22 protein-coding genes are annotated in these 19,398 nt (G+C 61.2%); 7 read left to right on the forward strand and 15 right to left on the reverse strand.

Translation table 11 applies throughout. The features are described 5' to 3' along the window. Window positions 1-37: 37 nt before the first annotated feature. Window positions 38-808, reverse strand: coding sequence for a nuclear transport factor 2 family protein (locus tag E4662_RS16330; RefSeq protein WP_136442675.1), 771 nt, complete (start codon window positions 806-808; stop codon window positions 38-40). 92 nt (window positions 809-900) lie between these two features. On the opposite strand from E4662_RS16330, the gene E4662_RS16335 reads away from it, so the two are divergent. Both E4662_RS16335 and E4662_RS16340 read left to right on the forward strand, forming a co-directional pair. Further along, complete coding sequence (locus E4662_RS16335) at window positions 901-1,266, forward strand: winged helix-turn-helix transcriptional regulator (protein ID WP_136442676.1); 366 nt, start codon at window positions 901-903, stop codon at window positions 1,264-1,266. Window positions 1,267-1,335: 69 nt separating this feature from the next. Further along, entirely contained in the window at window positions 1,336-1,803 is a 468-nt protein-coding gene (locus tag E4662_RS16340; RefSeq protein ID WP_136442677.1) for a GNAT family N-acetyltransferase, read from the forward strand. 3 nt (window positions 1,804-1,806) lie between these two features. Here E4662_RS16340 and E4662_RS16345 read toward each other — a convergent pair whose 3' ends face one another. After that, entirely contained in the window at window positions 1,807-2,076 is a 270-nt protein-coding gene (locus E4662_RS16345; protein ID WP_136442678.1) for a DksA/TraR family C4-type zinc finger protein, read from the reverse strand. 80 nt (window positions 2,077-2,156) lie between these two features. On the opposite strand from E4662_RS16345, the gene E4662_RS16350 reads away from it, so the two are divergent. After that, on the forward strand, window positions 2,157-2,672 hold the full coding sequence (locus tag E4662_RS16350; RefSeq protein ID WP_136442679.1) for a glutathione peroxidase: 516 nt from the start codon (window positions 2,157-2,159) through the stop codon (window positions 2,670-2,672). 47 nt (window positions 2,673-2,719) lie between these two features. On the opposite strand, the gene E4662_RS16355 is transcribed toward E4662_RS16350, so the two are convergent. The 12 genes from E4662_RS16355 to E4662_RS16410 form a co-directional block, all read right to left on the reverse strand. Beyond that, a complete protein-coding gene (locus E4662_RS16355; RefSeq protein WP_136442680.1) occupies window positions 2,720-2,959 on the reverse strand; it encodes an HP1242/YdcH family protein in 240 nt (79 codons plus the stop codon). A gap of 107 nt (window positions 2,960-3,066) precedes the next feature. After that, complete coding sequence (locus E4662_RS16360) at window positions 3,067-3,681, reverse strand: thermonuclease family protein (protein ID WP_240705222.1); 615 nt, start codon at window positions 3,679-3,681, stop codon at window positions 3,067-3,069. A 137-nt stretch (window positions 3,682-3,818) separates the two neighbouring features. Next, entirely contained in the window at window positions 3,819-5,474 is a 1,656-nt protein-coding gene (gene betA, locus E4662_RS16365) for a choline dehydrogenase (protein WP_136442682.1), read from the reverse strand. 132 nt (window positions 5,475-5,606) lie between these two features. Next, window positions 5,607-7,064, reverse strand: coding sequence for a betaine-aldehyde dehydrogenase (gene betB, locus E4662_RS16370; protein WP_136442683.1), 1,458 nt, complete (start codon window positions 7,062-7,064; stop codon window positions 5,607-5,609). A 28-nt stretch (window positions 7,065-7,092) separates the two neighbouring features. Continuing rightward, on the reverse strand, window positions 7,093-8,598 hold the full coding sequence (betC, locus tag E4662_RS16375; RefSeq protein ID WP_136442684.1) for a choline-sulfatase: 1,506 nt from the start codon (window positions 8,596-8,598) through the stop codon (window positions 7,093-7,095). Further along, a complete protein-coding gene (gene betI / locus E4662_RS16380; RefSeq protein ID WP_136442685.1) occupies window positions 8,595-9,164 on the reverse strand; it encodes a choline-binding transcriptional repressor BetI in 570 nt (189 codons plus the stop codon). The genes betC and betI overlap by 4 nt, the downstream gene beginning before the upstream one ends. Before the next feature lie 114 nt (window positions 9,165-9,278). Beyond that, window positions 9,279-9,476 (reverse strand): hypothetical protein, encoded by a 198-nt coding sequence (locus E4662_RS16385; RefSeq protein WP_136442686.1) that lies wholly within the window; start codon window positions 9,474-9,476, stop codon window positions 9,279-9,281. Between the two features lie 146 nt (window positions 9,477-9,622). After that, a complete protein-coding gene (locus tag E4662_RS16390) occupies window positions 9,623-10,516 on the reverse strand; it encodes a DMT family transporter (RefSeq protein ID WP_240705223.1) in 894 nt (297 codons plus the stop codon). Window positions 10,517-10,563: 47 nt separating this feature from the next. Continuing rightward, window positions 10,564-11,157 carry a LysE/ArgO family amino acid transporter gene (locus tag E4662_RS16395; protein WP_136442687.1) on the reverse strand — a complete coding sequence of 198 codons (594 nt, stop codon included), beginning with the start codon at window positions 11,155-11,157 and terminating at the stop codon, window positions 10,564-10,566. Window positions 11,158-11,174: 17 nt separating this feature from the next. Next, window positions 11,175-11,915 (reverse strand): hypothetical protein, encoded by a 741-nt coding sequence (locus E4662_RS16400; protein WP_136442688.1) that lies wholly within the window; start codon window positions 11,913-11,915, stop codon window positions 11,175-11,177. A 6-nt stretch (window positions 11,916-11,921) separates the two neighbouring features. Continuing rightward, window positions 11,922-14,219, reverse strand: coding sequence for an arginine/lysine/ornithine decarboxylase (locus E4662_RS16405; RefSeq protein ID WP_136442689.1), 2,298 nt, complete (start codon window positions 14,217-14,219; stop codon window positions 11,922-11,924). A 138-nt stretch (window positions 14,220-14,357) separates the two neighbouring features. After that, window positions 14,358-14,837, reverse strand: coding sequence for an Lrp/AsnC family transcriptional regulator (locus E4662_RS16410; protein ID WP_136442690.1), 480 nt, complete (start codon window positions 14,835-14,837; stop codon window positions 14,358-14,360). Between the two features lie 155 nt (window positions 14,838-14,992). Between E4662_RS16410 and E4662_RS16415 the strand changes: the two genes are divergently transcribed. The 3 genes from E4662_RS16415 (at window position 14,993) to E4662_RS16425 (ending at window position 17,727) form a co-directional block, all read left to right on the forward strand. Further along, window positions 14,993-16,621, forward strand: coding sequence for a thiamine pyrophosphate-binding protein (locus E4662_RS16415; protein WP_136442691.1), 1,629 nt, complete (start codon window positions 14,993-14,995; stop codon window positions 16,619-16,621). A 137-nt stretch (window positions 16,622-16,758) separates the two neighbouring features. Further along, entirely contained in the window at window positions 16,759-17,076 is a 318-nt protein-coding gene (locus E4662_RS16420; RefSeq protein WP_136442692.1) for a DMT family transporter, read from the forward strand. A gap of 18 nt (window positions 17,077-17,094) precedes the next feature. Then, window positions 17,095-17,727: a cysteine hydrolase family protein gene (locus tag E4662_RS16425; protein ID WP_136442693.1), complete on the forward strand. Its 633-nt coding sequence runs from the start codon at window positions 17,095-17,097 to the stop codon at window positions 17,725-17,727. Between the two features lie 66 nt (window positions 17,728-17,793). Here the strand turns inward: E4662_RS16425 and E4662_RS16430 are convergent, their stop codons facing one another. Next, the gene (locus tag E4662_RS16430) at window positions 17,794-18,543 is read right to left on the reverse strand and encodes a YebC/PmpR family DNA-binding transcriptional regulator (RefSeq protein WP_136442694.1); all 750 of its coding nucleotides are present in this window, start codon (window positions 18,541-18,543) and stop codon (window positions 17,794-17,796) included. 112 nt (window positions 18,544-18,655) lie between these two features. Here E4662_RS16430 and E4662_RS16435 point away from each other — a divergent pair, with 112 nt between their 5' ends. Further along, window positions 18,656-19,390: a glutamine amidotransferase gene (locus E4662_RS16435; protein WP_136442695.1), complete on the forward strand. Its 735-nt coding sequence runs from the start codon at window positions 18,656-18,658 to the stop codon at window positions 19,388-19,390. Window positions 19,391-19,398: the final 8 nt, after the last annotated feature.

A 19,398-nucleotide genomic window follows, 5' to 3' on the forward strand; every position in this document is an offset into this window, starting at 1 on the left:
ACCCCCGCCCTGCCTTTGCGCAAGCCCGGCGGTTTGCTCAGAACTTTCCGTTATCATGGGCCATCTCGTCCGGGATGGCCTGAATGACATCCCAATGCTCGACGATCTTGCCGTTTTCGACGCGGAAGAGATCATAGAAGGCCGTCGACGCGCCGCCGAAAGTGCCTTCGGAGCCGGTGAAGACAAAGTTGCCCTGCGCCACCACAAGCGGCGTGCGGGTGTAGACCATCGCGAGCCCCTGCTCTGCCATCGCCGCAAGCGCTGCACCCAGCCCGTCAAGGCCATCCCCGACGCCGGGGTTGTGCTGGTGGTAGGTTTCGGTCGAGATGAAGTCGGTGATTGTTGATGCATCACCGCCCTGCAGTACGGTTTCGACGAACCCCATGACCAAAGCCTTGTTTTCGGCGGTCTTGTCCAGATCGGTGATCTCGGTCGGACCATCGGTCATCGAGCGGCCGGAGACGGTTTCGGTGACGATAGGCTGCAAGTTGTCCCAGTGTTCGGCGACCTTGCCGTCCTCAACGCGGAAGACGTCAAACCCAACAAGCGTGTCGCCGCCAAACAGTTGCGCGTTCGAGTAGGTGCCGTGCACCACCACCAGATCACCCTCGGCAATCACGCGGTGCGTCTCGACGGTCAGCCCGCTTTCCTTGAGCGCGGGGATCACGCCCAGGATCGGCTCCGCCCCGCTTGGCACGCTTGGGTTATGCTGGATGTAGTCCGGCGCGACGAGCCCGCGGGCCGCCTCTGCGTCGAAGTCCACAAAAACCGCCGTTGCAAAGGCGAGTACGATTTCGGTTGGTGTCATGGTTCTGCCCTTTCGGAATCATTGAATCAGTGATGGGCGAGTGGTATCAAATTCGCACCTAGTATCAATTACGCACAATAAAGGAACCAAGTATGCTTCCCGTAACCGCCCTGACCGAAGAGGCTGGCAAGACTTGTCCGGTCCGCAATGTGCTGGCGAAGGTCACAGGCAAATGGCAGGTGCTGATTGTCCTTGCGCTGGAAGATGGATCGCTGCGGTTTGGCGAACTCAAGCGGACCATCGGCGACGTCACGCAAAGGGTCCTGACCGAGAACCTGCGCTCGCTCGAACGGGATGGTTACCTGACCCGAACGGTCCACCCCGGCCCGCCGCTGGCCGTGAGCTATGCCTTGACCGACATGGGGCGGGAGTTGCTGGGTGTCATGAAACCCATGGTGTCCTTCGCCGCCAAACGGTTTGACGATGTGATGGCGTCACGGGAAGCCTATGACGGATAAAGGGCGCTTTATCTTCTGAGAAAACGCTGGTCTGTCGTTGCCTGTCCCAACCCGAGGTTTTCTGGCCGCATGTCTATCACCATCCGCCCGCTGCCGCTGTCAGAGCTGCATCTGACCCAAGGTTTCAACTTGCCCCCCGATCAGGCCGGGTTTGCGGATATGCCTATGGTCTCGATGCGCAATCCGGACGGACGCGATGGGCATTTGATTGAATACAACGGCGGGCCTGCAGGTTTCTTTGCCATCGATCGGCATTACGGCGCAGAGCAGACCTACGCGCCTGAGGGGGTCATTGGCCTGCGCATGTTCCTGATCGATCACGCCCAGCAGGGAAAAGGCGTGGCCTCGGGTGCCTGCCGCCTGCTGAAGACCTACCTGCCGCAGCACTACGACGCGCCGGAATGCTGGCTGACGGTGAACGAACGCAATCCCGGCGCGCGCAAGGCGTATTTGAACGGCGGGTTTGTCGATACCGGCGAGATGTATCTTGATGGCGGCTTTGGCCCGCAGCACATCCTGCGTTTGCCGCTGCGCTGATGCCTACTTGAGCTGACTGTCCTTGGAACCGCGCCGGTTGATGCCGGAGCGCACCTTGAACGCGCCGTCGCGCTCTGTTGCACAATCAACGCAGAGCTTCACCCCCGGCAAGGCCAGCCGGCGCTTTTCCGGGATCTCCTCGCCGCATTCGGCGCATTCGGCAAGGCTCTCCCCCACCGGCGCGCGCCGCAGTTTCATCCGCGCAAGCTCCTCCTGAATGGAAGCCTGCATCTGTTCATTCTCCGCGCCGTCGCGGCTCCATCCGCCAGCCATCGGGTCCCCTTCAAGAAAAAGTGATCCAAACCATGGCAGGCAGCGTAACTGGAATATATGACTTGGGCAAAGGGGCCGCCATGAACGCTCTTCTCACCGTGCTTGCCACAGTCGTCGCCCTGCCCGCTCTTGCAGCGCAAAGCTTTACGTTCGACAGCATCGATGGCGGGACGATTGACCTCGGCCAATGGAAAGGCCAGCCAGTTCTGGTGGTCAACACCGCGTCGAAATGCGGGTTTACCCGGCAATACAATGGTTTGCAGGACCTTTACGAGCGCTACGCACCGCAAGGGCTGGTCGTTCTTGCGGTGCCGTCCAACGATTTCAAGCAGGAACTGGCCTCCGGCGATCAGGTCAAGGAGTTCTGCGCGGTCGCTTTTGACCTGACATTGCCCATGACGGACATCACGAAAGTTCGCGGCGCACAGGCCCATGACTTTTACCGAACTCTGCGCGAGACCAAAGGATGGGAGCCGCAGTGGAACTTCAACAAGGTGCTCGTCGCTCCGGACGGCAGCATCGCCGCCACCTGGGGCAGCACAACCCGGCCCATGTCGCGCCCCATCATCGCGGCCATTGAAACATTCTTGCAATGAAAAAGCCCCGCCGTTTCGGGCGGGGCCTCTGATCATTTTGGCGTGTCTCAGGCTTTGCTGAGAATGCCGTAGATCTCGTCTTTCAGAGCCGCGCGCTGCTTGCGCAGGGTCTCTTCGGCCAGTTGCTCCATCGGCTCAACATTGGTCTCGGCGCGGTGCACCTGACGGTTCACTTCGTGGTATTCGTCCGCGAGCTTGGCAAAATGCGCATCGGACTGTTTGAGCGAGCTCATCAGGTCAACCTTGTCCGGGAATTCCTCGGCCAGTTCGTGGGGGGTATGGGACATGTCGCGCCTCCTCTTTCCTTGTTTGTTCGCAAAGAGTTTCGGCGATTCACCCGGTCCGGACCTTGACCCTGATCAATTGGCGAAGGGCTTTTCAAAAAACGTTAACGTCAGTTGTGCGCCGGACGCCAGCCTGCCGCCCTCGCCTCCTGCGTGTTGCAGAACCAGCGCTCACCCTGCGCCGCATTGATCCGCGTATCGTCGTAGTGCCGCTGACCCGGCAGATGATAAATCCGCGCCCCGCCATTGCGCGAGATATTGCCTTTGATCAGGCAGCCTTCCGGCGCGCCCCGCGCGTGCAGCAGTGCCGCCGTTTGCCGCACAAACTGACGAAAATCGGCTGGCGATTGCACCCCGACGGCGTGCAGGCCACGGCCCTGATCCGCCGCTGCGCGCTCATCGTCGAGATAATCCAGCGAGTAGCGGGTGTAGGCAAAGGCCAGTCCGCTGCGCACCAAAGCGGCCGCCATGTCCTCACCATCGACTTCGCAGCGCGCCACGGCGCGCCCGTAACGATCCGTATCAAGCCACTCACAGCGCGCCTCCCGGCCCGCGTAACGCGCCCGCACTTCCCCGCTCGCCCAAGCGCCGCAGGCCCAGACCGGCGCGCCTTTGCCCCCACAACGCTGCGCCTGTTCGGGCGCATCAATGCCGTGCAAGCGGATCTTCACATCCCCGATGCGTACCGTGTCCCCGTCCGTCACCAGGAGCGGGCCGGTGATCATGTCACCAACCCCCGACTGGGCCGGAATTGCAGTGAGGAGAAGAAGAAACAGTGAACAAGCTCTTAACATTCCGTTAAGATCGGCCTCTGGAGGCCAGATTTCAAGCCAATCTGTTTACTTCGGTTAACAGCTCGCGCTTACCTCTGCGCGTTTTCCCAGTCCGGGTGCACCCACGGCGCACTGTTGTCGGGGGGCAGTTGCCGCCCCAGAACATGGTCCGAAATCTTCTCACCCACCATGATGGATGGCGCGTTGAGGTTGCCGTTCGTGATGCGCGGGAAAACAGAGCTGTCCGCCACGCGCAATCCTTCGACGCCGATAACCTGCCCTTGCGGGTTAACCACGGCGGTCGGATCATCCTCCCGTCCCATCCGGCAGGTGCCGCAGGGGTGGTAAGCGCTCTCTGCTTCCTCTCGAATCACATCGTCCAACTCGTCATCGCTCTGCGCCTGATCGCCCGGTTGAATCTCGTGCCGGCGGTAAGGGGCAAAGGCCTCCTGCGCAAAAATCTCGCGGGTCAGGCGGATGCATTTGCGGAAGTCGATCCAGTCCTGCTCCTCGCTCATGTAGTTGAAGAAGATGCGCGGCGCGTCCTTGGCATGGGCGGTCTTGAGCGTGATCTCCCCGCGCGACGGCGAGCGCATCGGGCCGGTATGCGCCTGAAAACCATGACCTTCCGCGGCGACGGAGCCATCATAACGCACGGCCAACGGCAGGAAGTGATACTGGATGTCGGGATAATCCACCCCTTCGCGGGATCGGATGAAACCGCAGCTTTCGAATTGGTTCGACGCGCCCGGCCCGTCACGCCGGAACAGCCAACGCGCGCCCACATAGGCCTTGCCGATCAGGTTCCAGTACTTGAACAGGCTGACCGGCTGGCTCGCGGCCATCTGGATGTAAAGCTCGAGGTGATCCTGCAGGTTCTTGCCCACCCCGGCGCGGTCCGCGATGACGTGGATGCCAAGCGGGCCAAGCTCCTTCGCCGGGCCAATCCCAGACAGCAGCAAAAGCTGCGGCGAGTTGATCGCGCCCGCGCTGAGGATCACCTCCTTGCCCGCGTGGATCACCTCGCGCTGGCCCCGGCGCTCGATTTCGACGCCGATGGCGCGCCCGTCCTTGAACACAACCTTTTGTGCAAGCCCGCGCACCACTTCGGCCCCCAGTTTCTGCGCCGGGCGCAGGTAGGCCTTGGCAGCGGACCACCGCTCTCCCTTCCACACTGTCATGTCAAAGGGGCCAAAGCCTTCCTGTTGCTGGCCGTTGTAATCTCCAGTGACCGGATAGCCCGCCTGCCGCCCGGCCTCGACAAAGGCCTGCACCAACGGATTGTCCCGTTTGCCTCGGCTGACGTGCAAAGGCCCATTGGTTCCGCGCCAAGACGGATCTCCGCCATGACCGCCGTCATGCCAGTTCTCTTGCCGCTTATAATAGGGCAGCACGTCCGCATAACCCCAGCCGTCCGCGCCCTGATCGCGCCAATAGTCGAAGTCATGCGCATGGCCACGCACGTAGATCATGCCATTGATCGAAGAAGACCCCCCGACAACCTTGCCACGCGGACAGGCGAGCTGTCGCCCGCCCAAATGCGGCTCGGGCTCGGACTGATATCCCCAGTCATACTGCTTCATGCTCATCGGATAAGAGAGAGCGCCAGGCATGTTGATAAGCGGCCCCCAGTCAGAGCCGCCATGTTCGATCACGATGACGGACTTGCCCGCTTCCGCCAAACGATAGGCCATCGCGCAACCTGCACTGCCTGCCCCCACAACGATGTAATCTGCTTGTCTCATACCGATGTTTCCGTCTCGACTTTATGAACGCCTCCGGCGGGGATATTTGGAACAGAGAAGAAACAGGAACGCCGTGCCCTTTCTTCTCTGTTCAAATATCCACTTCGACCGCCGCCACTGGGCGCGGAGTGTTTAGAAAGGCGCCTCTACGTCGCCCATGCGCACAAAGACGCTTTTGAGTTGGCTGTAGTGTTCAATGGCTGCCTTGGAATTCTCACGGCCCACCCCGGATGCCTTCACCCCCCCAAAGGGCAGTTCGACCGGCGCGTCGTTGTAGCTGTTGATGAAGCAGCTGCCTGCGCGCAGTTTGCCAATGACGCGGTGGGCGCGGGTGAGGTCACGGGTGAAGACACCGGCCGAGAGGCCGAACTCGGTCGCGTTGGCGCGGGTGATCACCTCATCTTCATCGCAGAACGGCAGCACCGACATCACCGGGCCGAAAATCTCTTCGCGGGCGATGGTCATCTCGTCGGTCACATCTGAAAACACGGTGGGTTCCACGTAGAATCCATCCTGCTTCGGGGCTGTGCCGCCGCTGACCAGCGTTGCGCCCTCCTCGAGGCCCTTGGCGATGTAGCCCATGACGATCTCGCGCTGACGGTCCGAGACCATCGGGCCGATGTTGACCGCTTCGTCCATGGGATCGCCCATGACCACGCCCTTCAGCCGCTCGGACAGGCGCGCGAGGAAGGCGTCCTTGACCGCTTCATGCACAAAGACCCGCGTGCCGTTGGAGCAGACTTGGCCCGATGAGTAGAAGTTTCCGTTGATCGCGCCGCCGACGGCGTTGTCGATGTCCGCGTCTTCAAAGACGATCAGCGGGCTCTTGCCGCCGAGTTCCATGGTGACGTGCTTCATCTGCGCCGCCGCCGTGGCGTAGACCTTTTGACCCGTCGGCACAGAGCCGGTCAGAGAGACCTTGTTCACGCGGGGATCCGTGATCAGGGCGCCGCCCACGGCCCCAGCCCCCTGAATGACGTTGTAAAGCCCGGCAGGTGCGCCCGCCTCGATCAGGATTTCCGCGACCTTGAGCGCGCAGAGCGGGGTGGTTTCCGAAGGTTTGAAGATCATCGCATTGCCGCAGGCCAGCGCCGGCGCGCCTTTCCAGCAGGCGATTTGCGTCGGGTAATTCCAGGCCCCGATGCCAACGCAGAGCCCCAGCGGCTCGCGCACCGTATAGCCCCAGTCCGCGCCGAGCGGAACGTGTTCACCGGTCAGGCTGCCCGCAAGGCCACCGAAGTACTCCAATGCATCGGCGGCAGAGGTGGCGTCCGCCACGAGCGTTTCCTGCAGAGGTTTGCCGGTGTCATAGGTCTCGAGCACGGAGAGATCCCGGTTGCGCTCGCGCAGGATGTCTGCGGCCCGGCGCAAGACGCGGCCGCGCTCGACGCCCATCATACCGGCCCATTCGGCCTGCGCGCGCAAACCCGATGTGATGGCCTTTTCGATCACCGCGGGCGTCGCCGCGTAGACAACGCCGATTTCCGCGCCCGTGGCCGGGTAGATGACCGGAATGCGTTCTCCGGCCGTGTCTTCAAGATAGGCCCCATCCACGAAATGGCTGGCCTTGGGCTGTGTGTCATAGCTCATGTTTTGTGTCCTTACGATTGCCCGCCGGTTATTCGCCGCGCGGGAAACGTTGGTTTTCCTCGACCACGTTCAGGTCCATGTGGTTGCGCATGTAGCGCTCTGATGCTTTTTGCAGGGGCTGGTAGTCCCAGGGGTAATAGCCGCCCTCACGCAGGGCTTCGTAGACCACCCAGCGCCGGGCCTGGCTTTGCCGGACATCCGCGTCAAAACGGTCCAGGTCCCAGCGGGCATCCGCCTGAGTCCGGAAATCCGCCAGCACATCCGCCTGTGCAGGATCATCGGCAAGGTTTGTCAATTCGTGCGGGTCCGCGTCCAAATCAAAAAGCTGATCGGGATCGAGCGCGCAGCGGGTGTACTTCCACGGCCCCTGACGCAGGCAGACCATCGGCGCATAAGAGGCCTCGGCGGCGTATTCCATCGCAACGGGCGTTTCGCGGCCCTTGCCGTTCATCAAAGGCACGAGGCTTTCCCCGGCGGTCCAAGGGCTGACCTCGGACATGTCGACACCAGCCAGATCGCACAGCGTCGGGCAGACGTCGATATTGCTGACCGGATCGGTCACGAGCTGGCCTTCGCCGCCCGGCACAGCGACCATCATCGGCACCCGCGAAGAGCCTTCAAAGAAGCTCATCTTGAACCAAAGGCCGCGCTCTCCCAGCATGTCGCCGTGGTCCGATACGAACAGCACAATGGCCTCTTGCCGGGTGTCGCCGAGCACCTGCATCAACTCGCCGATCTTGTCATCGAGATAGCTGATATTGGCGAAATAGGCGCGGCGGGAGCGACGCACGTCCTCAGGGCTGATGTCGAAACTGCGCCAGTCGTTGGCGTCAAAGATCCGCTTGGAATGCGGATCGTGATCCTCGTAGTCCATCGGCGGCACCGGCGGGTCGAGGTGTTCGCAGTCTTCGTAAAGATCCCAGTATTTCTTGCGGGCCACATAAGGATCATGCGGGTGGGTGAAGCTGACGGTCAGGGCCCAGGGCCGGTCGTCATGACCGCGAGCCAGATCGTAGAGCTTCATCTTGGCGAAATGCGCGACCTCGTCGTCGTATTCCATCTGGTTGGAGATCTCGGCCACGCCTGCGCCGGTGACCGAGCCCATGTTGTGATACCACCAATCAATGCGCTCACCCGGCTTGCGGTAATCCGGGGTCCAGCCGAAATCAGCGGGGTAGATATCCGTGGTCAGGCGATCCTCGAAACCGTGCATCTGGTCCGGGCCGACAAAGTGCATCTTGCCCGACAGGCAGGTGTAATACCCGGCCCGGCGCAGATGGTGGGCATAGGTTGGAATATCAGAGGCAAACTCGGCCGCGTTGTCATACACGCGGCTGATGCTCGGAAGCTGGCCCGACATGAAGCTCGCCCGCCCCGGCGCGCACAGCGGCGAGGCGGTATACGCGTTGCGAAACCGGGTTGAGCGCGCAGCCAGAGCCTTCAGGTTCGGCGCATGGAGCCAGTCAGCGGGACCGTCCGGAAACAGCGTGCCATTGAGCTGATCCACCATGACAATCAGGATATTGGGCTTCATTCAGGGGTCTCCATCATGGCGTAGGCTGCCTGCAAAACACGATCCGCCGCCCCGCCGACCCCCTGCCCGGCCAAGGCCGCGCGCAGGTAGACGCCGTCAATCAGCGCCGAGAGGCATTCCGCGACCTGCTCGGGGTCTTTGCAGCGCCCGCGCAAGGCGTGGGTCAGGTTGGAGCGAAGACGGGATTGATAGACGCTCAGAAGCCGTGACGCCTCTGCGTCGCTCTGCGCCAGAACGTAGAAATTCAGCCAGGCGGAGATGGCGGGAGGCCGAAAGCAGCTTTCTGCGAAGTTGGCCCGGACGATGGCTTCGAGCCTCTGCTCGGGCGGCGCATCAGCCAGAGCCGTGCGCACTTCGAGCGCATATTCGGTAAGGATATGGCGCATGGCCGCCAGAAATATCTGGGCCTTGCCGCCGAAATAGTGATGCGCCAGCGCGCTGGACATGCCTGCGCGGCGGGCAATCTGGCCAACCGTCACATCAAGAGAGCCCGCCTCGCCGATGACATCGACGGTAGCGGCGACAAGCGCTGCGCGGCGTATGGGTTCCTGTCCGATCTTGGGCATGGAACTTTGGTGCCGTTTTTTGACTGGCCAGTCAATAAAAAACCGCAGGCCCCTGGCGAAGGCGGCGCGCCGGATCGGCGACGCCAGACATGCGGGCTGCTTTTACAGGCGGGCTCAGCCCTGGATCACACCAATCGGCGTGTTTTGCGGAAGGCGTGCCACTTCGATCCCGCCATCGGTGCGGCGCAGGTTGTAGCCGTAGCCACGCATGCGAAAACGCCATTCGGCGTCGGAAAGAACCTTGGCGCGCTCCGCCATCAGAAAGGCTTCGATTTCGCCCAGATCGTAGGTCATCTTGTTGTCGGCATACATTGGTCTAAACCCCGTTTTGGTGCCCGTTTGATGGGATCACCCTCTTGGCGAAATCGGGCTGAAATGCGCCCGATGCAGGGATTTTTCGGGATTTGGAAACAGTGCCGGTGCGTGCAGCGTGATCGTTTCGCAACAGTGCCGCTGCGTTAACCTTTGGTCTCGTTCATCCCCGGAGTGACCCGCCGTTTCAGCACCGCTTCGCGCCATGTGATGAAGACAACCGCGGCGACGATCACCGTGCCGCCCGCGATGACCCAAGGGTCGGCAGGTTCACCAAAGAACAGCGCACCGATACTCACGGACCAGACCAATTGCAGGAAGGTGATCGGTTGCGTCACCGTCACCGGCGCGGCCGCGAAGGCGAGCGTCATGGTGTAATGCCCTGCGGTGGCAAAGCAGGCCACACCAAACAGGATCGCCAGATCGCCCCATGTGGGCCAGACCCAGACAGCAATGGCAAGCGGCGCAAGACCGATGGTGACGGTAATCGAGAGCATCCCGACAACGACAGAGGCGCTGACCTCGCCGGAGAAAATCTTGGCCAGAAGGTAGGAAAGCGAGAAGGCAAAGGCCGTGGCAAGCATGGCGATATGGCCCGCATCCAACTCCCGAAACCCCGGCCTGAGGATGAGCAAAGCGCCCGCGAGAGCCGCCACGATCGCCAGAATCCGCCGCAGCGCAAGACGCTCGCCCAGGAACAGCACGGCGAGGATCGTGACATAAACCGGGTTCAGATAGTTCAGCGCGGTCACCTCGGCCAGCGGGATGCGGGTCATGGCGTAAAACCACATCACCACCCCGAAAGTGTGCACAAGGCCGCGCAGACCAAACAGCTTCCAAAGGCGCGGCGTCATCGGCGCGCGCCGCATGGCGGGCCACATGGGGATGAGAAAGACAAGGCCAAGAAGGTAGCGCAGGAAAGCGCTTTCGGCCGCGGGAACCCGCCCGCCCAGCGCTTTGACCAGCGCCGTGACCGCAACAAAGCACAGCCCCGTCATGATCATCCAGAAGATGCCCGCCCCGGGCCTGCTTGCATTCATGGCCCAAGGCTTAATCTGTTTGTCCGGGATGGCAAGGGGGCCCGGGTTCAGCCGATCAGCAGTTTCGCCGCGATAGCCCACATGGTCAGGGCAATGATCAGATCAAGGATCTGCCACGCCCTCGGTTTGGCGAAGAGCGGCGCGAGCAGACGCGCGCCGTAACCGAGGCTGAAGAAGAAGGCGAAAGAGGCGGTCATGGCCCCAAGCGCAAAAGCGAGGCGGTTGTCATATTGCGCCGAAATGGCACCGAGCAGCACCACGGTATCGAGATAGACATGCGGGTTCAGCCATGTGAGGGCGAGGCAAGTCAGGACCGCCTTGCGCAGGCTGCCGGCCTCTTCCCCGGCGGTGAGCGCACCGCCGCCCTTCCACGCGGAATAGAGCGTTTTTGCCCCGTACCAGATCAGGAAGGCCGCGCCGAAGAGGCGCATGGACCATTCAAGCCCCGGCATGGCTTCGACCAGTGCACCAAACCCCGCAACCCCGGCAGCGATCAGCGCGGCATCGGAAATGGCACAGACAAGGACAACAGGCAGCACATGGGCGCGGCGCAGGCCCTGCCGCAGGACAAAGGCATTCTGCGCGCCGATGGCGAGGATCAAACTGAGGCCGAGCGCGAAGCCGGCGATGGCGGCGGTCATTTTTCAGGATTCTCCCTTCACCCGATCCGAAACAGGTATTCCAGAAGCACCCCCATGCGAAAGGGCAATCTGTCTTTGCGGTCATGCAGTTGCATCACCGTCAGGCGGCGGCGGCGAACCACGGCGCGGGCGACGCGGAAGTCCCAGCGGCGCTTCCAGTCAAGCCAGCTTTTGGGCAACAAACGTTTGATGCCGAGCCAGAGCCAACCCAACTGCAAAAAGGCCAAGGCGCGAAAGAGCATCTTTTGCGCGGAGGTCCAGACCATCTTGCCCAGGGAAAGCGCGGCAGAGACGACCCAGAGCGGCAATTTGACCGAAAACAGGATGAGCCAGAGCCCAAGGCCGCTGACCGACAGGGCGAGCGTGCCGAAAAGGATAATCGCCCAGGCCACGCCCTTTTCGACGCCGGAAAGCCCGTTGAACCACGCCATCATGGCGGCCTGACGCGCGCGCACCCCGTCCAGATACCCGGACAGCCAGAGCTTGAGCTGGCGGAAGAACCGTTTGCCCAGCATCAGCGGCACCAGCGTGCCCATCAGGTACTTCTTCAATAGCTCCACTTTGAAAAAAGCGGAGCCCTGGGTTTTCAGCCAGATCAGCAGGACCGGCCATTCAATGAGCCACAGCTTCTTGGCCACGATCTTGAGTTGGACAAGGATCAGGCCAAGGGCGATCAGAACGTCCGCACCAAAATACCACGTGGCAAGCCCCGAAAGACCAACCGCAAGGGTCAAAAGGATGAGCGCCCGCCACGGCATGTGCGCCTAGCCCGCCTCTGCGACGCAATCGGCGAAGAAGGCCACGCGCCCGTCCGGTCCGGACACCTGTACCAGCCCGTGGATGTCGGTCTCGAACCCCGGACATTCGAGCGCGAAATCGCGGTTGAACTTCAGGTAGTCGACGATTTTGCGGTTGAAGACCTCACCGGGCACCAGCAGCGGAATTCCGGGCGGATAAGGGGTAACAAGCGAGGTGGTGATCCGCCCTTCCAGATCGTCGATGGCCACCCGTTCGGTCTTGCGCCGGGCAATATGCGCGTAGGCATCGGAAGGCGTCATGGCCGGGTGATGATCGGAGAGATAGATCTCCGTCGAAAGCCGCGCCACGTCATATTTGGCATAAAGTGCGTGCACATGATCACACAGATCGCGCAGGCCCATGCGCTCGTAGCGCGGCTGCGCGGCGCAGAACTCCGGCATGACACGCCAGAGCGGCTGGTTCTTGTCGTAGTCATCCTTGAACTGCTGCAAAGCGGCCAGAAGCGTGTTCCAACGCCCTTTGGTGATGCCGATGGTGAAGAGGATGAAGAAGCTGTAAAGCCCTGTCTTTTCAACCACAACGCCGTGTTCGGTCAGGTACTTGGACACGATGCTGGCGGGGATTCCGCTGTCGCCGAAGTTGCCGTCGATGTCGAGGCCGGGATTGATGATCGTCGCCTTGATCGGATCGAGCATGGTGAAATCACGCGCCATGTCACCGAAGCCGTGCCAGCTGTCCTTGCCCCCCTGCTCCACGCCGTCGCTGTCCGTGCGCTTGAGCTGCCAGTCGCGGGCGCGGCCCATGCCGTCTTCGTTCTCGTCGAAGTCTTCCGGCCCCCAGACCTTGAACCACCACTCGCCCGCGTATTCCCGCTCGACCTTTTTCATGGCACGCCGGAATTCGAGGCTTTCGACGATGCTTTCCTCAACCAGTGCCGTGCCGCCCGGCGGCTCCATCATCGCGGCGGCCACGTCGCAAGAGGCCAGAATGGAATACTGCGGCGAGGTGGAGGTGTGCATCAGGTAGGCTTCGTTGAACAGATGCCGATCGAGCGCCACCTCCTCTGCATCCTGCACAAGCACATGGGATGCCTGCGAAATCCCGGCGAGCAGCTTGTGCACCGATTGCGTGGCATAGGTCACGGATGTTTTTGTCCGCCCGCGCTTGCGGCCCATGGCGTGATAGGTGCCATAAAACGGATGGAACGCCGCGTGGGGCAGCCAGGCTTCGTCAAAATGCAGGTTCTCGACATACCCGTCGAGCGCGGATTTGATCGTTTCTGTGTTGTAGAGCACGCCATCATAGGTCGATTGCGTCAGGGTCATGATGCGCGGCTGCACCTTGTCCGCGTCGTAGTCCTTCAACAGAGGGTTGTCGCGGATCTTGGCCTTGATCGCCTCGGGTTCAAACTCGCTGCGCTGGATCGGGCCGATGATGCCCCAATGGTTGCGCGTAGGTTTGAGGAAAACCGGGATCGCGCCGCACATGATGATCGAATGCAGGATCGACTTGTGACAGTTGCGGTCGACCACCACCACGTCACCGGGAGCGACGGTGTGGTGCCAGACCATCTTGTTCGAGGTGGAGGTGCCGTTGGTGACAAAAAAGCAGTGATCGGCGTTGAAAATCCGCGCGGCGTTTTTCTCGGACTCGCCAATTGCCCCGTTGTGGTCGAGCAGTTGGCCTACCTCTTCGACCGCGTTGCACACATCCGCGCGCAGCATGTTTTCACCGTAGAACTGGTGATACATCTGGCCAATCGGGCTCTTCAGGAAGGCCACGCCGCCGGAATGGCCGGGGCAGTGCCAAGAGTAGGAGCCGTCTTCCGCATAGTCCAAGAGCGCTTTGAAGAACGGCGGCTGAATGTATTCGAGATAGCCCTTGGCCTCACGGATGATCAGCTTGGCGACAAACTCCGGGGTATCCTCGAACATATGGATAAAGCCGTGCAATTCCCGCAGGATATCGTTTGGCAGATGGCGCGAAGTCCGGGTTTCGCCATGCAGGAAAATCGGCACTTCGGCGTTTTTCCAGCGCACTTCTTCGATGAAATTGCGCAGGTTCACCACCGCCGGGTCAAGGTCCGGTCCGGGGGTGAACTCTTCGTCGTCGATGGAAAGCACAAAGGCGCTGGCGCGGCTTTGCTGTTGCGCAAACTGGCTCAGATCGCCGTATCCGGTGACGCCAAGCACTTCGAAACCTTCCTCTTCGATCGCCGAGGCAAGGGCCCGGATGCCAAGGCCGGAGGTGTTCTCGGATCGGAAATCCTCATCGATAATGACGATGGGAAAACGGAATTTCATGGGCGGCGTCTCCGGAAGGCCAAAAGGGTGCTAACGGTTGTCCGCGTGGAGCCCGGAGAGGTCAAGAGGCAAGGGGCCGTTACGGGTGAACAGGTGGGCTGGAATGGCGCGCGCGGTGCCCCTTGCGCACCACACCACTCACACTTCAGGGGCAACCTGCAAAGCCTGCGAGTCCTTGAGCGTTTTGAGCACGAACTCAGAGCGCACTTGGGCAATCTGCGGCTGCTTCAGAAGCCGGTCGTGCACGAAGTTCGAGAATGTCTCCAGATCCTCCACCCAGACCGTCAGAATGTAGTCTGCGTCCCCCGAGATGGAGAAGGCGGATTGAATTTCTGGCTGATCGCTCAGCCATTTCGACAGGGCCAGATCCGCGCCCTGATCGTGCCTTTGTAAGTTCAGGCGGACGATCGCATGCAGCTTGAGCCCCAGAACCCCCGCGTTCAGGCAGGCCCGGTACCGGTCGATCACCCCAGCCTCTTCGAGCGCCGCGCGTCTGCGCGAACACTGCGAGGCTGACAAATGCACGATCTCGGCCAGGGCGCTGTTGCTGAGTGCACCGTCCTTTTGCAGTGCGTTCAGGATGCGCACATCAAACGAATCGAGCGGCTTTCGCGTCATCTTGACCTCCAATCATGCACGCTATTCTCACATTTTCTAAGAAATGCACACAAAACACGCAAGAAGTGACGGCTTCCCAGGTTCGTTTGCGCACTTCGTGAGCCGACTCCGCTCTACGCTTCGCAAGACGCGACATTTGACAGGGGGCACGCGAAATGCGGGAAGCGACGATCAACACCTTCGAGGCATTGGCCTGCGGACTGGCGGACAACGGGATCGACACGCTGTTCGGGCTGATTGGCGATGCCAACCTCTTCATGGTCGAAAGCTTCCGTCAACAAAGCGGCGCGCGCTACGTTCCGGCGGTGCATGAAGGCAGCGCGGTGCTGATGGCGCACGGGTTTGCACGGGTCACCGGGCAGGTCGGCGTTGCAACCGTCACCCACGGGCCTGCTTTGACCAACTGCATTACTGCGCTGACCGATGCGGTACGCGCCAAGGTTCCGATGGTGCTGATGGCCGGGGATACACCGGGCGACAACCCGCAACATCTGCAAAGCATCAACCAGCGCGAAGTAGCGGCGCTGTGCGGCGCGGGCTTTGAGCAACTGCGCAGCCCGGCAACCGCCAACGAAGATCTCGCCCGTGCACTCTACCGCGCCAAGGCCGAACGGCGCCCCATCCTGTTCAACATGCCCGCCGATTTCATGTGGCAGACGGCCCAATACAAGCGCGTCTTGCACGCCACCTTCGACACGCCTGCCTTTGCGCCCGAGGGTGACGGCGTGGATGAAGCCGTGGGTATGATCGCCTCGGCGCGCCGCCCGCTCATCCTTGCCGGACAAGGCGCACGCGAAGCGGCCCCGGCGCTGGCCCGCCTAGCAGACCGGCTTGAGGCCCCGCTGGCCACAACCCTGAAAGCCAAGGGCCTCTTCGGCGATCATCCGTATTGCATCGACATTTGCGGCACACTCAGCACGCCAGCCGGTTATGAGGCGATTGCCAAATCCGATTGCATCGTCACCTTCGGCGCGAGCCTGAACGAATGGACAACCGATCACGGCAAACTGTTTTCGGGCAAACGCGTGGTTCAGATCGACACGGACGCTGCGGCCATCGGCCAAACCGTCCACCCCGATTGCGCGCTCGTCGCGGATGCGGGGCTGACGGCGGACAACTTTGTCTATTGGCTGAACGAGGCGGACATCCCGCCCAGCGGTTTTACTCGCGAGCTCGATTCCGCATCCCTGCGACAACATGAGCCCGCGACGGCCCGCGCGCGAGCCGAAGGCACCGTCAACTACGTTGAAGCCGTCAACTGGCTGAACACCGCCCTGCCCCGTGACCGCATTCTTGCCACGGATGGTGGCCGGTTCATGACAGAGGTCTGGTGCCGGGTTGATGTCGCCAGCCCGAAGGATTTCCTCGACCTGACCAACTTCGGCTCCATCGGTCTTGGGCTTCAGGCCGCCATTGGGGCGAGCGTTGCCGCGCCGGAGCGCACCACGGTTCTGTTTACCGGCGATGGCGGCTTCATGATGGGCGGTTTGACAGAGTTCAACACCGCCGTCCGGCTTGGCCTCAAGATGATCGTCATCATTTGCAACGATGCAGCCTATGGCGCTGAACACATCCAGTATCTCGACAAGAATATGGACCCGGGCCTCAGCACCTTTGACTGGCCTTCCTTTGCGGCAGTGGCGCGCAGCCTCGGTGCGGATGGTATTGACCTTCGCTCCACGGAAGATTTCGCCGCAGTCGAAGAGGCCCTGGCGCGCCAATCGGGGCCATTGCTGATCGACATGCATCTCGACCCGTTCGATGTGCCGCGCATGCGGGTGTAAACTCAAACGCGCCCGACCCAAGAAACCGGGAGCTTGACGCAGGCTCCCGGCCTCGGTAGCCATTTCTGATCTGCTCGTCGGGACGGCCCGGCCTTGCAAAGCAGTCACCAGGACGACCTGTAGAAAACGAGGTCGATATGGCTTGGATAAATCTGTTCATTGCAGGGGCGTTGGAAGTCGCCTGGGCCGCCGGTTTGAAAAAACTCGGCATGTCTTTCTCACTCACATTGGGCGCGCTGACCTTTTTCGCAATGATCGTGAGTTTCGCGGCGCTCTATGCCGCGATGCAAAGCCTACCGCTCGGCATAGCCTATCCGGTTTGGACCGGAATCGGGACGGTCGGCTCCGTCCTGTTGGGGTTTACACTCTTCGGTGACACGCTCAGCCTTGCAACTGTTTCGGGAACCTGCCTGTTGGTGGTGGGGATGTTCCTGATCGGCTCGGACGCGCATTGACAAGAAAGGGACCACGCGATGACCACAAAGGCAAAAACAGCCCGCGCGCTGATTGAAGGACGCGCGGCACTGGTCGTGATCGACATTCAAAAGAGCACGTTTATCGACGACAGCACCGTGCGCTCCATCGACAATATGCCGGGCTACAAAGATCGCATGATCGCGGCCCGCGATCTTGTTGACGCGGCCCATGAAACGGATGTGCCCGTGATCTTCATTCAAGAAGTGCACCGGCCTGATCTCATTGACTTTGGCCGTGAACTGGACGGTGACGAAGACATTCACTGTCTTGAAGGAGACCCCCGCACAGAAGTGGCGAAGGAAGAGATGGGATATCGCAAAGGCGACTACGTGATCCCCAAACGGCGGTATTCCGCGTTCTTCGGCACCGATCTGGAAATCCTTCTGCGCGGTCTGAAAGTGGACACGCTGATCCTGTGCGGCGGGCTCACGGATGTTTGTGTGCACTACACATTTGTGGACGGCCACCAGTCGGATTATTTCTGTCGCGTGGTCGAAGACTGTGTCGGCGGATCGTCCCTTGACGCCCATGACGCGGCATTGCGCGCGATGGAATACCTGCAGACCGGCGCGGTACAGGACCGTGCAACGATGATCCGAGCCATGTCAGCGCAGAAGACCACCGCCTAAGGCAGCCCTGAAAAACAAGAACGCCCGGGACAGAGGCCCGGGCGTACTTTCGAAATGTCTTTTCGATCAGCCTTCGCCGAACTGCTCCATGACTTCATCAGAGGCCTCGAAGTTCGTGGTGACGCGCTGCACGTCATCGTCGTCTTCCAGCGCATCGACCAGCTTCATCAGACCTTGCAGACCGTCCAGATCCAGCTCGGTGGTGGTGGTCGGCTTCCAGATCAGCTTGGTGCTGTCGGACTCGCCCAGCTCCGCTTCCATGCCGTTCGACACCTCGTTGAGATCGGTGTCGGCGCAGTAGACCACGTGGCCGTCTTCGGAGGATTCCACATCCTCGGCGCCCGCTTCGATTGCCGCCATCATGACGGTGTCCGCATCGCCCACAGAAGCCGGGTATAGGATCTCGCCCTTGCGCTCGAACATGAACCCAACAGAGCCGGTCTCGCCAAGGTTGCCGCCGTTCTTGGTGAAGGTCGAGCGCACGGTGGAGGCGGTGCGGTTGCGGTTGTCGGTCATCGCCTCGACGATCACGGCCACGCCATTGGGCCCGTAGCCCTCGTAGCGGATTTCTTCGTAGTCGTCGCCTTCACCGGCCACGGATTTCTTGATCGCGCGTTCGATGTTGTCCTTGGGCATGGATTGGCCCTTGGCTTCTTTGACTGCCAGACGCAGGCGTGGGTTCTTGTCCGGGTCCGGATCACCCATCTTGGCAGCGATGGTGATCTCTTTGGAAAGTTTGGAGAAAAGCTTGGCCCGCAGTTTGTCCTGACGGCCCTTGCGGTGCTGGATGTTTGCCCATTTACTGTGGCCGGCCATATCTGACGCCTCTTCGCACGAATTGGAAAATTTGTGATCGTATAGGGCATCATGCGCCCCTTTGCCAAGGGTGGGCCTTGGCAATCCCCGCACTTGGCCGTAAGCCTGCACAATGTCCCGCTTCCTGATCCTGCAGCTGCGCCCCGAAGCGGAGGCCAGCGACGACGAATACCACGCAATCCTCGAAAAGGGGGGGCTGCACGACGACGCCTGCCATCGTATTCGGCTCGATTGCGAAGACCTGCCCGAGGGGCTCGATCCCGGCGATTATGCCGGTGTAATCGTCGGTGGCGGGCCGGGCTGCGTGTCGGACGCGCCGGAGGACAAAAGCCCGATAGAGGCGCGTATCGAGGCGGCCTGCCTGTCGCTCATGCCCGCCGTGACCGAAAACGACATTCCTTTCATGGGCTGCTGCTATGGCATTGGAATTCTTGGATATCACCTACGTTCGGACGTCTCCAAAGCGCGCTACGGAGAGCCTGTTGGCCCCTCGACCTGCATCAAGACAGAAGCCGGCGCGCGCGATCCGCTTCTGGCAGGATTGCCCGACCAGTTCGACGCCTTTGTCGGTCACAAGGAGGCGCTGCAAGTCTTGCCAGATGGCGCTGTACACCTGCTGCGCTCAGACCCTTGCCCGTTCCAGATGATCCGCTACCGAGACAACGTCTACGCCACGCAGTTTCACCCCGAGGCCGATGCGGCCGGGTTCGAGACGCGGATCAACATCTACAAGCACAAAGGCTACTTCCCGCCGGAGACGGCGGATGACCTGATCGCCATGTGCCGGGCCGCGGATGTGACCTGGCCGGAGAAAATTCTCGAAGCGTTTGTTTCGCGCTACGCCTAGGTCGCGCT

The organism is Pacificoceanicola onchidii, from assembly GCF_004804335.1.
Taxonomy (GTDB): Bacteria; Pseudomonadota; Alphaproteobacteria; order Rhodobacterales; family Rhodobacteraceae; genus Pacificoceanicola; species Pacificoceanicola onchidii.

Bases quoted from the DNA above. Each gene is read 5' to 3' on its own strand.
- E4662_RS16330 (WP_136442675.1), bottom strand. From the start codon at position 808: ATGACACCAACCGAAATCGTACTCGCCTTTGCAACGGCGGTTTTTGTG.
- E4662_RS16335 (WP_136442676.1), top strand. From the start codon at position 901: ATGCTTCCCGTAACCGCCCTGACCGAAGAGGCTGGCAAGACTTGTCCG.
- E4662_RS16340 (WP_136442677.1), top strand. From the start codon at position 1,336: ATGTCTATCACCATCCGCCCGCTGCCGCTGTCAGAGCTGCATCTGACC.
- E4662_RS16345 (WP_136442678.1), bottom strand. From the start codon at position 2,076: ATGGCTGGCGGATGGAGCCGCGACGGCGCGGAGAATGAACAGATGCAG.
- E4662_RS16350 (WP_136442679.1), top strand. From the start codon at position 2,157: ATGAACGCTCTTCTCACCGTGCTTGCCACAGTCGTCGCCCTGCCCGCT.
- E4662_RS16355 (WP_136442680.1), bottom strand. From the start codon at position 2,959: ATGTCCCATACCCCCCACGAACTGGCCGAGGAATTCCCGGACAAGGTT.
- E4662_RS16360 (WP_240705222.1), bottom strand. From the start codon at position 3,681: ATGATCACCGGCCCGCTCCTGGTGACGGACGGGGACACGGTACGCATC.
- betA (WP_136442682.1), bottom strand. From the start codon at position 5,474: ATGAGACAAGCAGATTACATCGTTGTGGGGGCAGGCAGTGCAGGTTGC.
- betB (WP_136442683.1), bottom strand. From the start codon at position 7,064: ATGAGCTATGACACACAGCCCAAGGCCAGCCATTTCGTGGATGGGGCC.
- betC (WP_136442684.1), bottom strand. From the start codon at position 8,598: ATGAAGCCCAATATCCTGATTGTCATGGTGGATCAGCTCAATGGCACG.
- betI (WP_136442685.1), bottom strand. From the start codon at position 9,164: ATGCCCAAGATCGGACAGGAACCCATACGCCGCGCAGCGCTTGTCGCC.
- E4662_RS16385 (WP_136442686.1), bottom strand. From the start codon at position 9,476: ATGTATGCCGACAACAAGATGACCTACGATCTGGGCGAAATCGAAGCC.
- E4662_RS16390 (WP_240705223.1), bottom strand. From the start codon at position 10,516: ATGAATGCAAGCAGGCCCGGGGCGGGCATCTTCTGGATGATCATGACG.
- E4662_RS16395 (WP_136442687.1), bottom strand. From the start codon at position 11,157: ATGACCGCCGCCATCGCCGGCTTCGCGCTCGGCCTCAGTTTGATCCTC.
- E4662_RS16400 (WP_136442688.1), bottom strand. From the start codon at position 11,915: ATGCCGTGGCGGGCGCTCATCCTTTTGACCCTTGCGGTTGGTCTTTCG.
- E4662_RS16405 (WP_136442689.1), bottom strand. From the start codon at position 14,219: ATGAAATTCCGTTTTCCCATCGTCATTATCGATGAGGATTTCCGATCC.
- E4662_RS16410 (WP_136442690.1), bottom strand. From the start codon at position 14,837: ATGACGCGAAAGCCGCTCGATTCGTTTGATGTGCGCATCCTGAACGCA.
- E4662_RS16415 (WP_136442691.1), top strand. From the start codon at position 14,993: ATGCGGGAAGCGACGATCAACACCTTCGAGGCATTGGCCTGCGGACTG.
- E4662_RS16420 (WP_136442692.1), top strand. From the start codon at position 16,759: ATGGCTTGGATAAATCTGTTCATTGCAGGGGCGTTGGAAGTCGCCTGG.
- E4662_RS16425 (WP_136442693.1), top strand. From the start codon at position 17,095: ATGACCACAAAGGCAAAAACAGCCCGCGCGCTGATTGAAGGACGCGCG.
- E4662_RS16430 (WP_136442694.1), bottom strand. From the start codon at position 18,543: ATGGCCGGCCACAGTAAATGGGCAAACATCCAGCACCGCAAGGGCCGT.
- E4662_RS16435 (WP_136442695.1), top strand. From the start codon at position 18,656: ATGTCCCGCTTCCTGATCCTGCAGCTGCGCCCCGAAGCGGAGGCCAGC.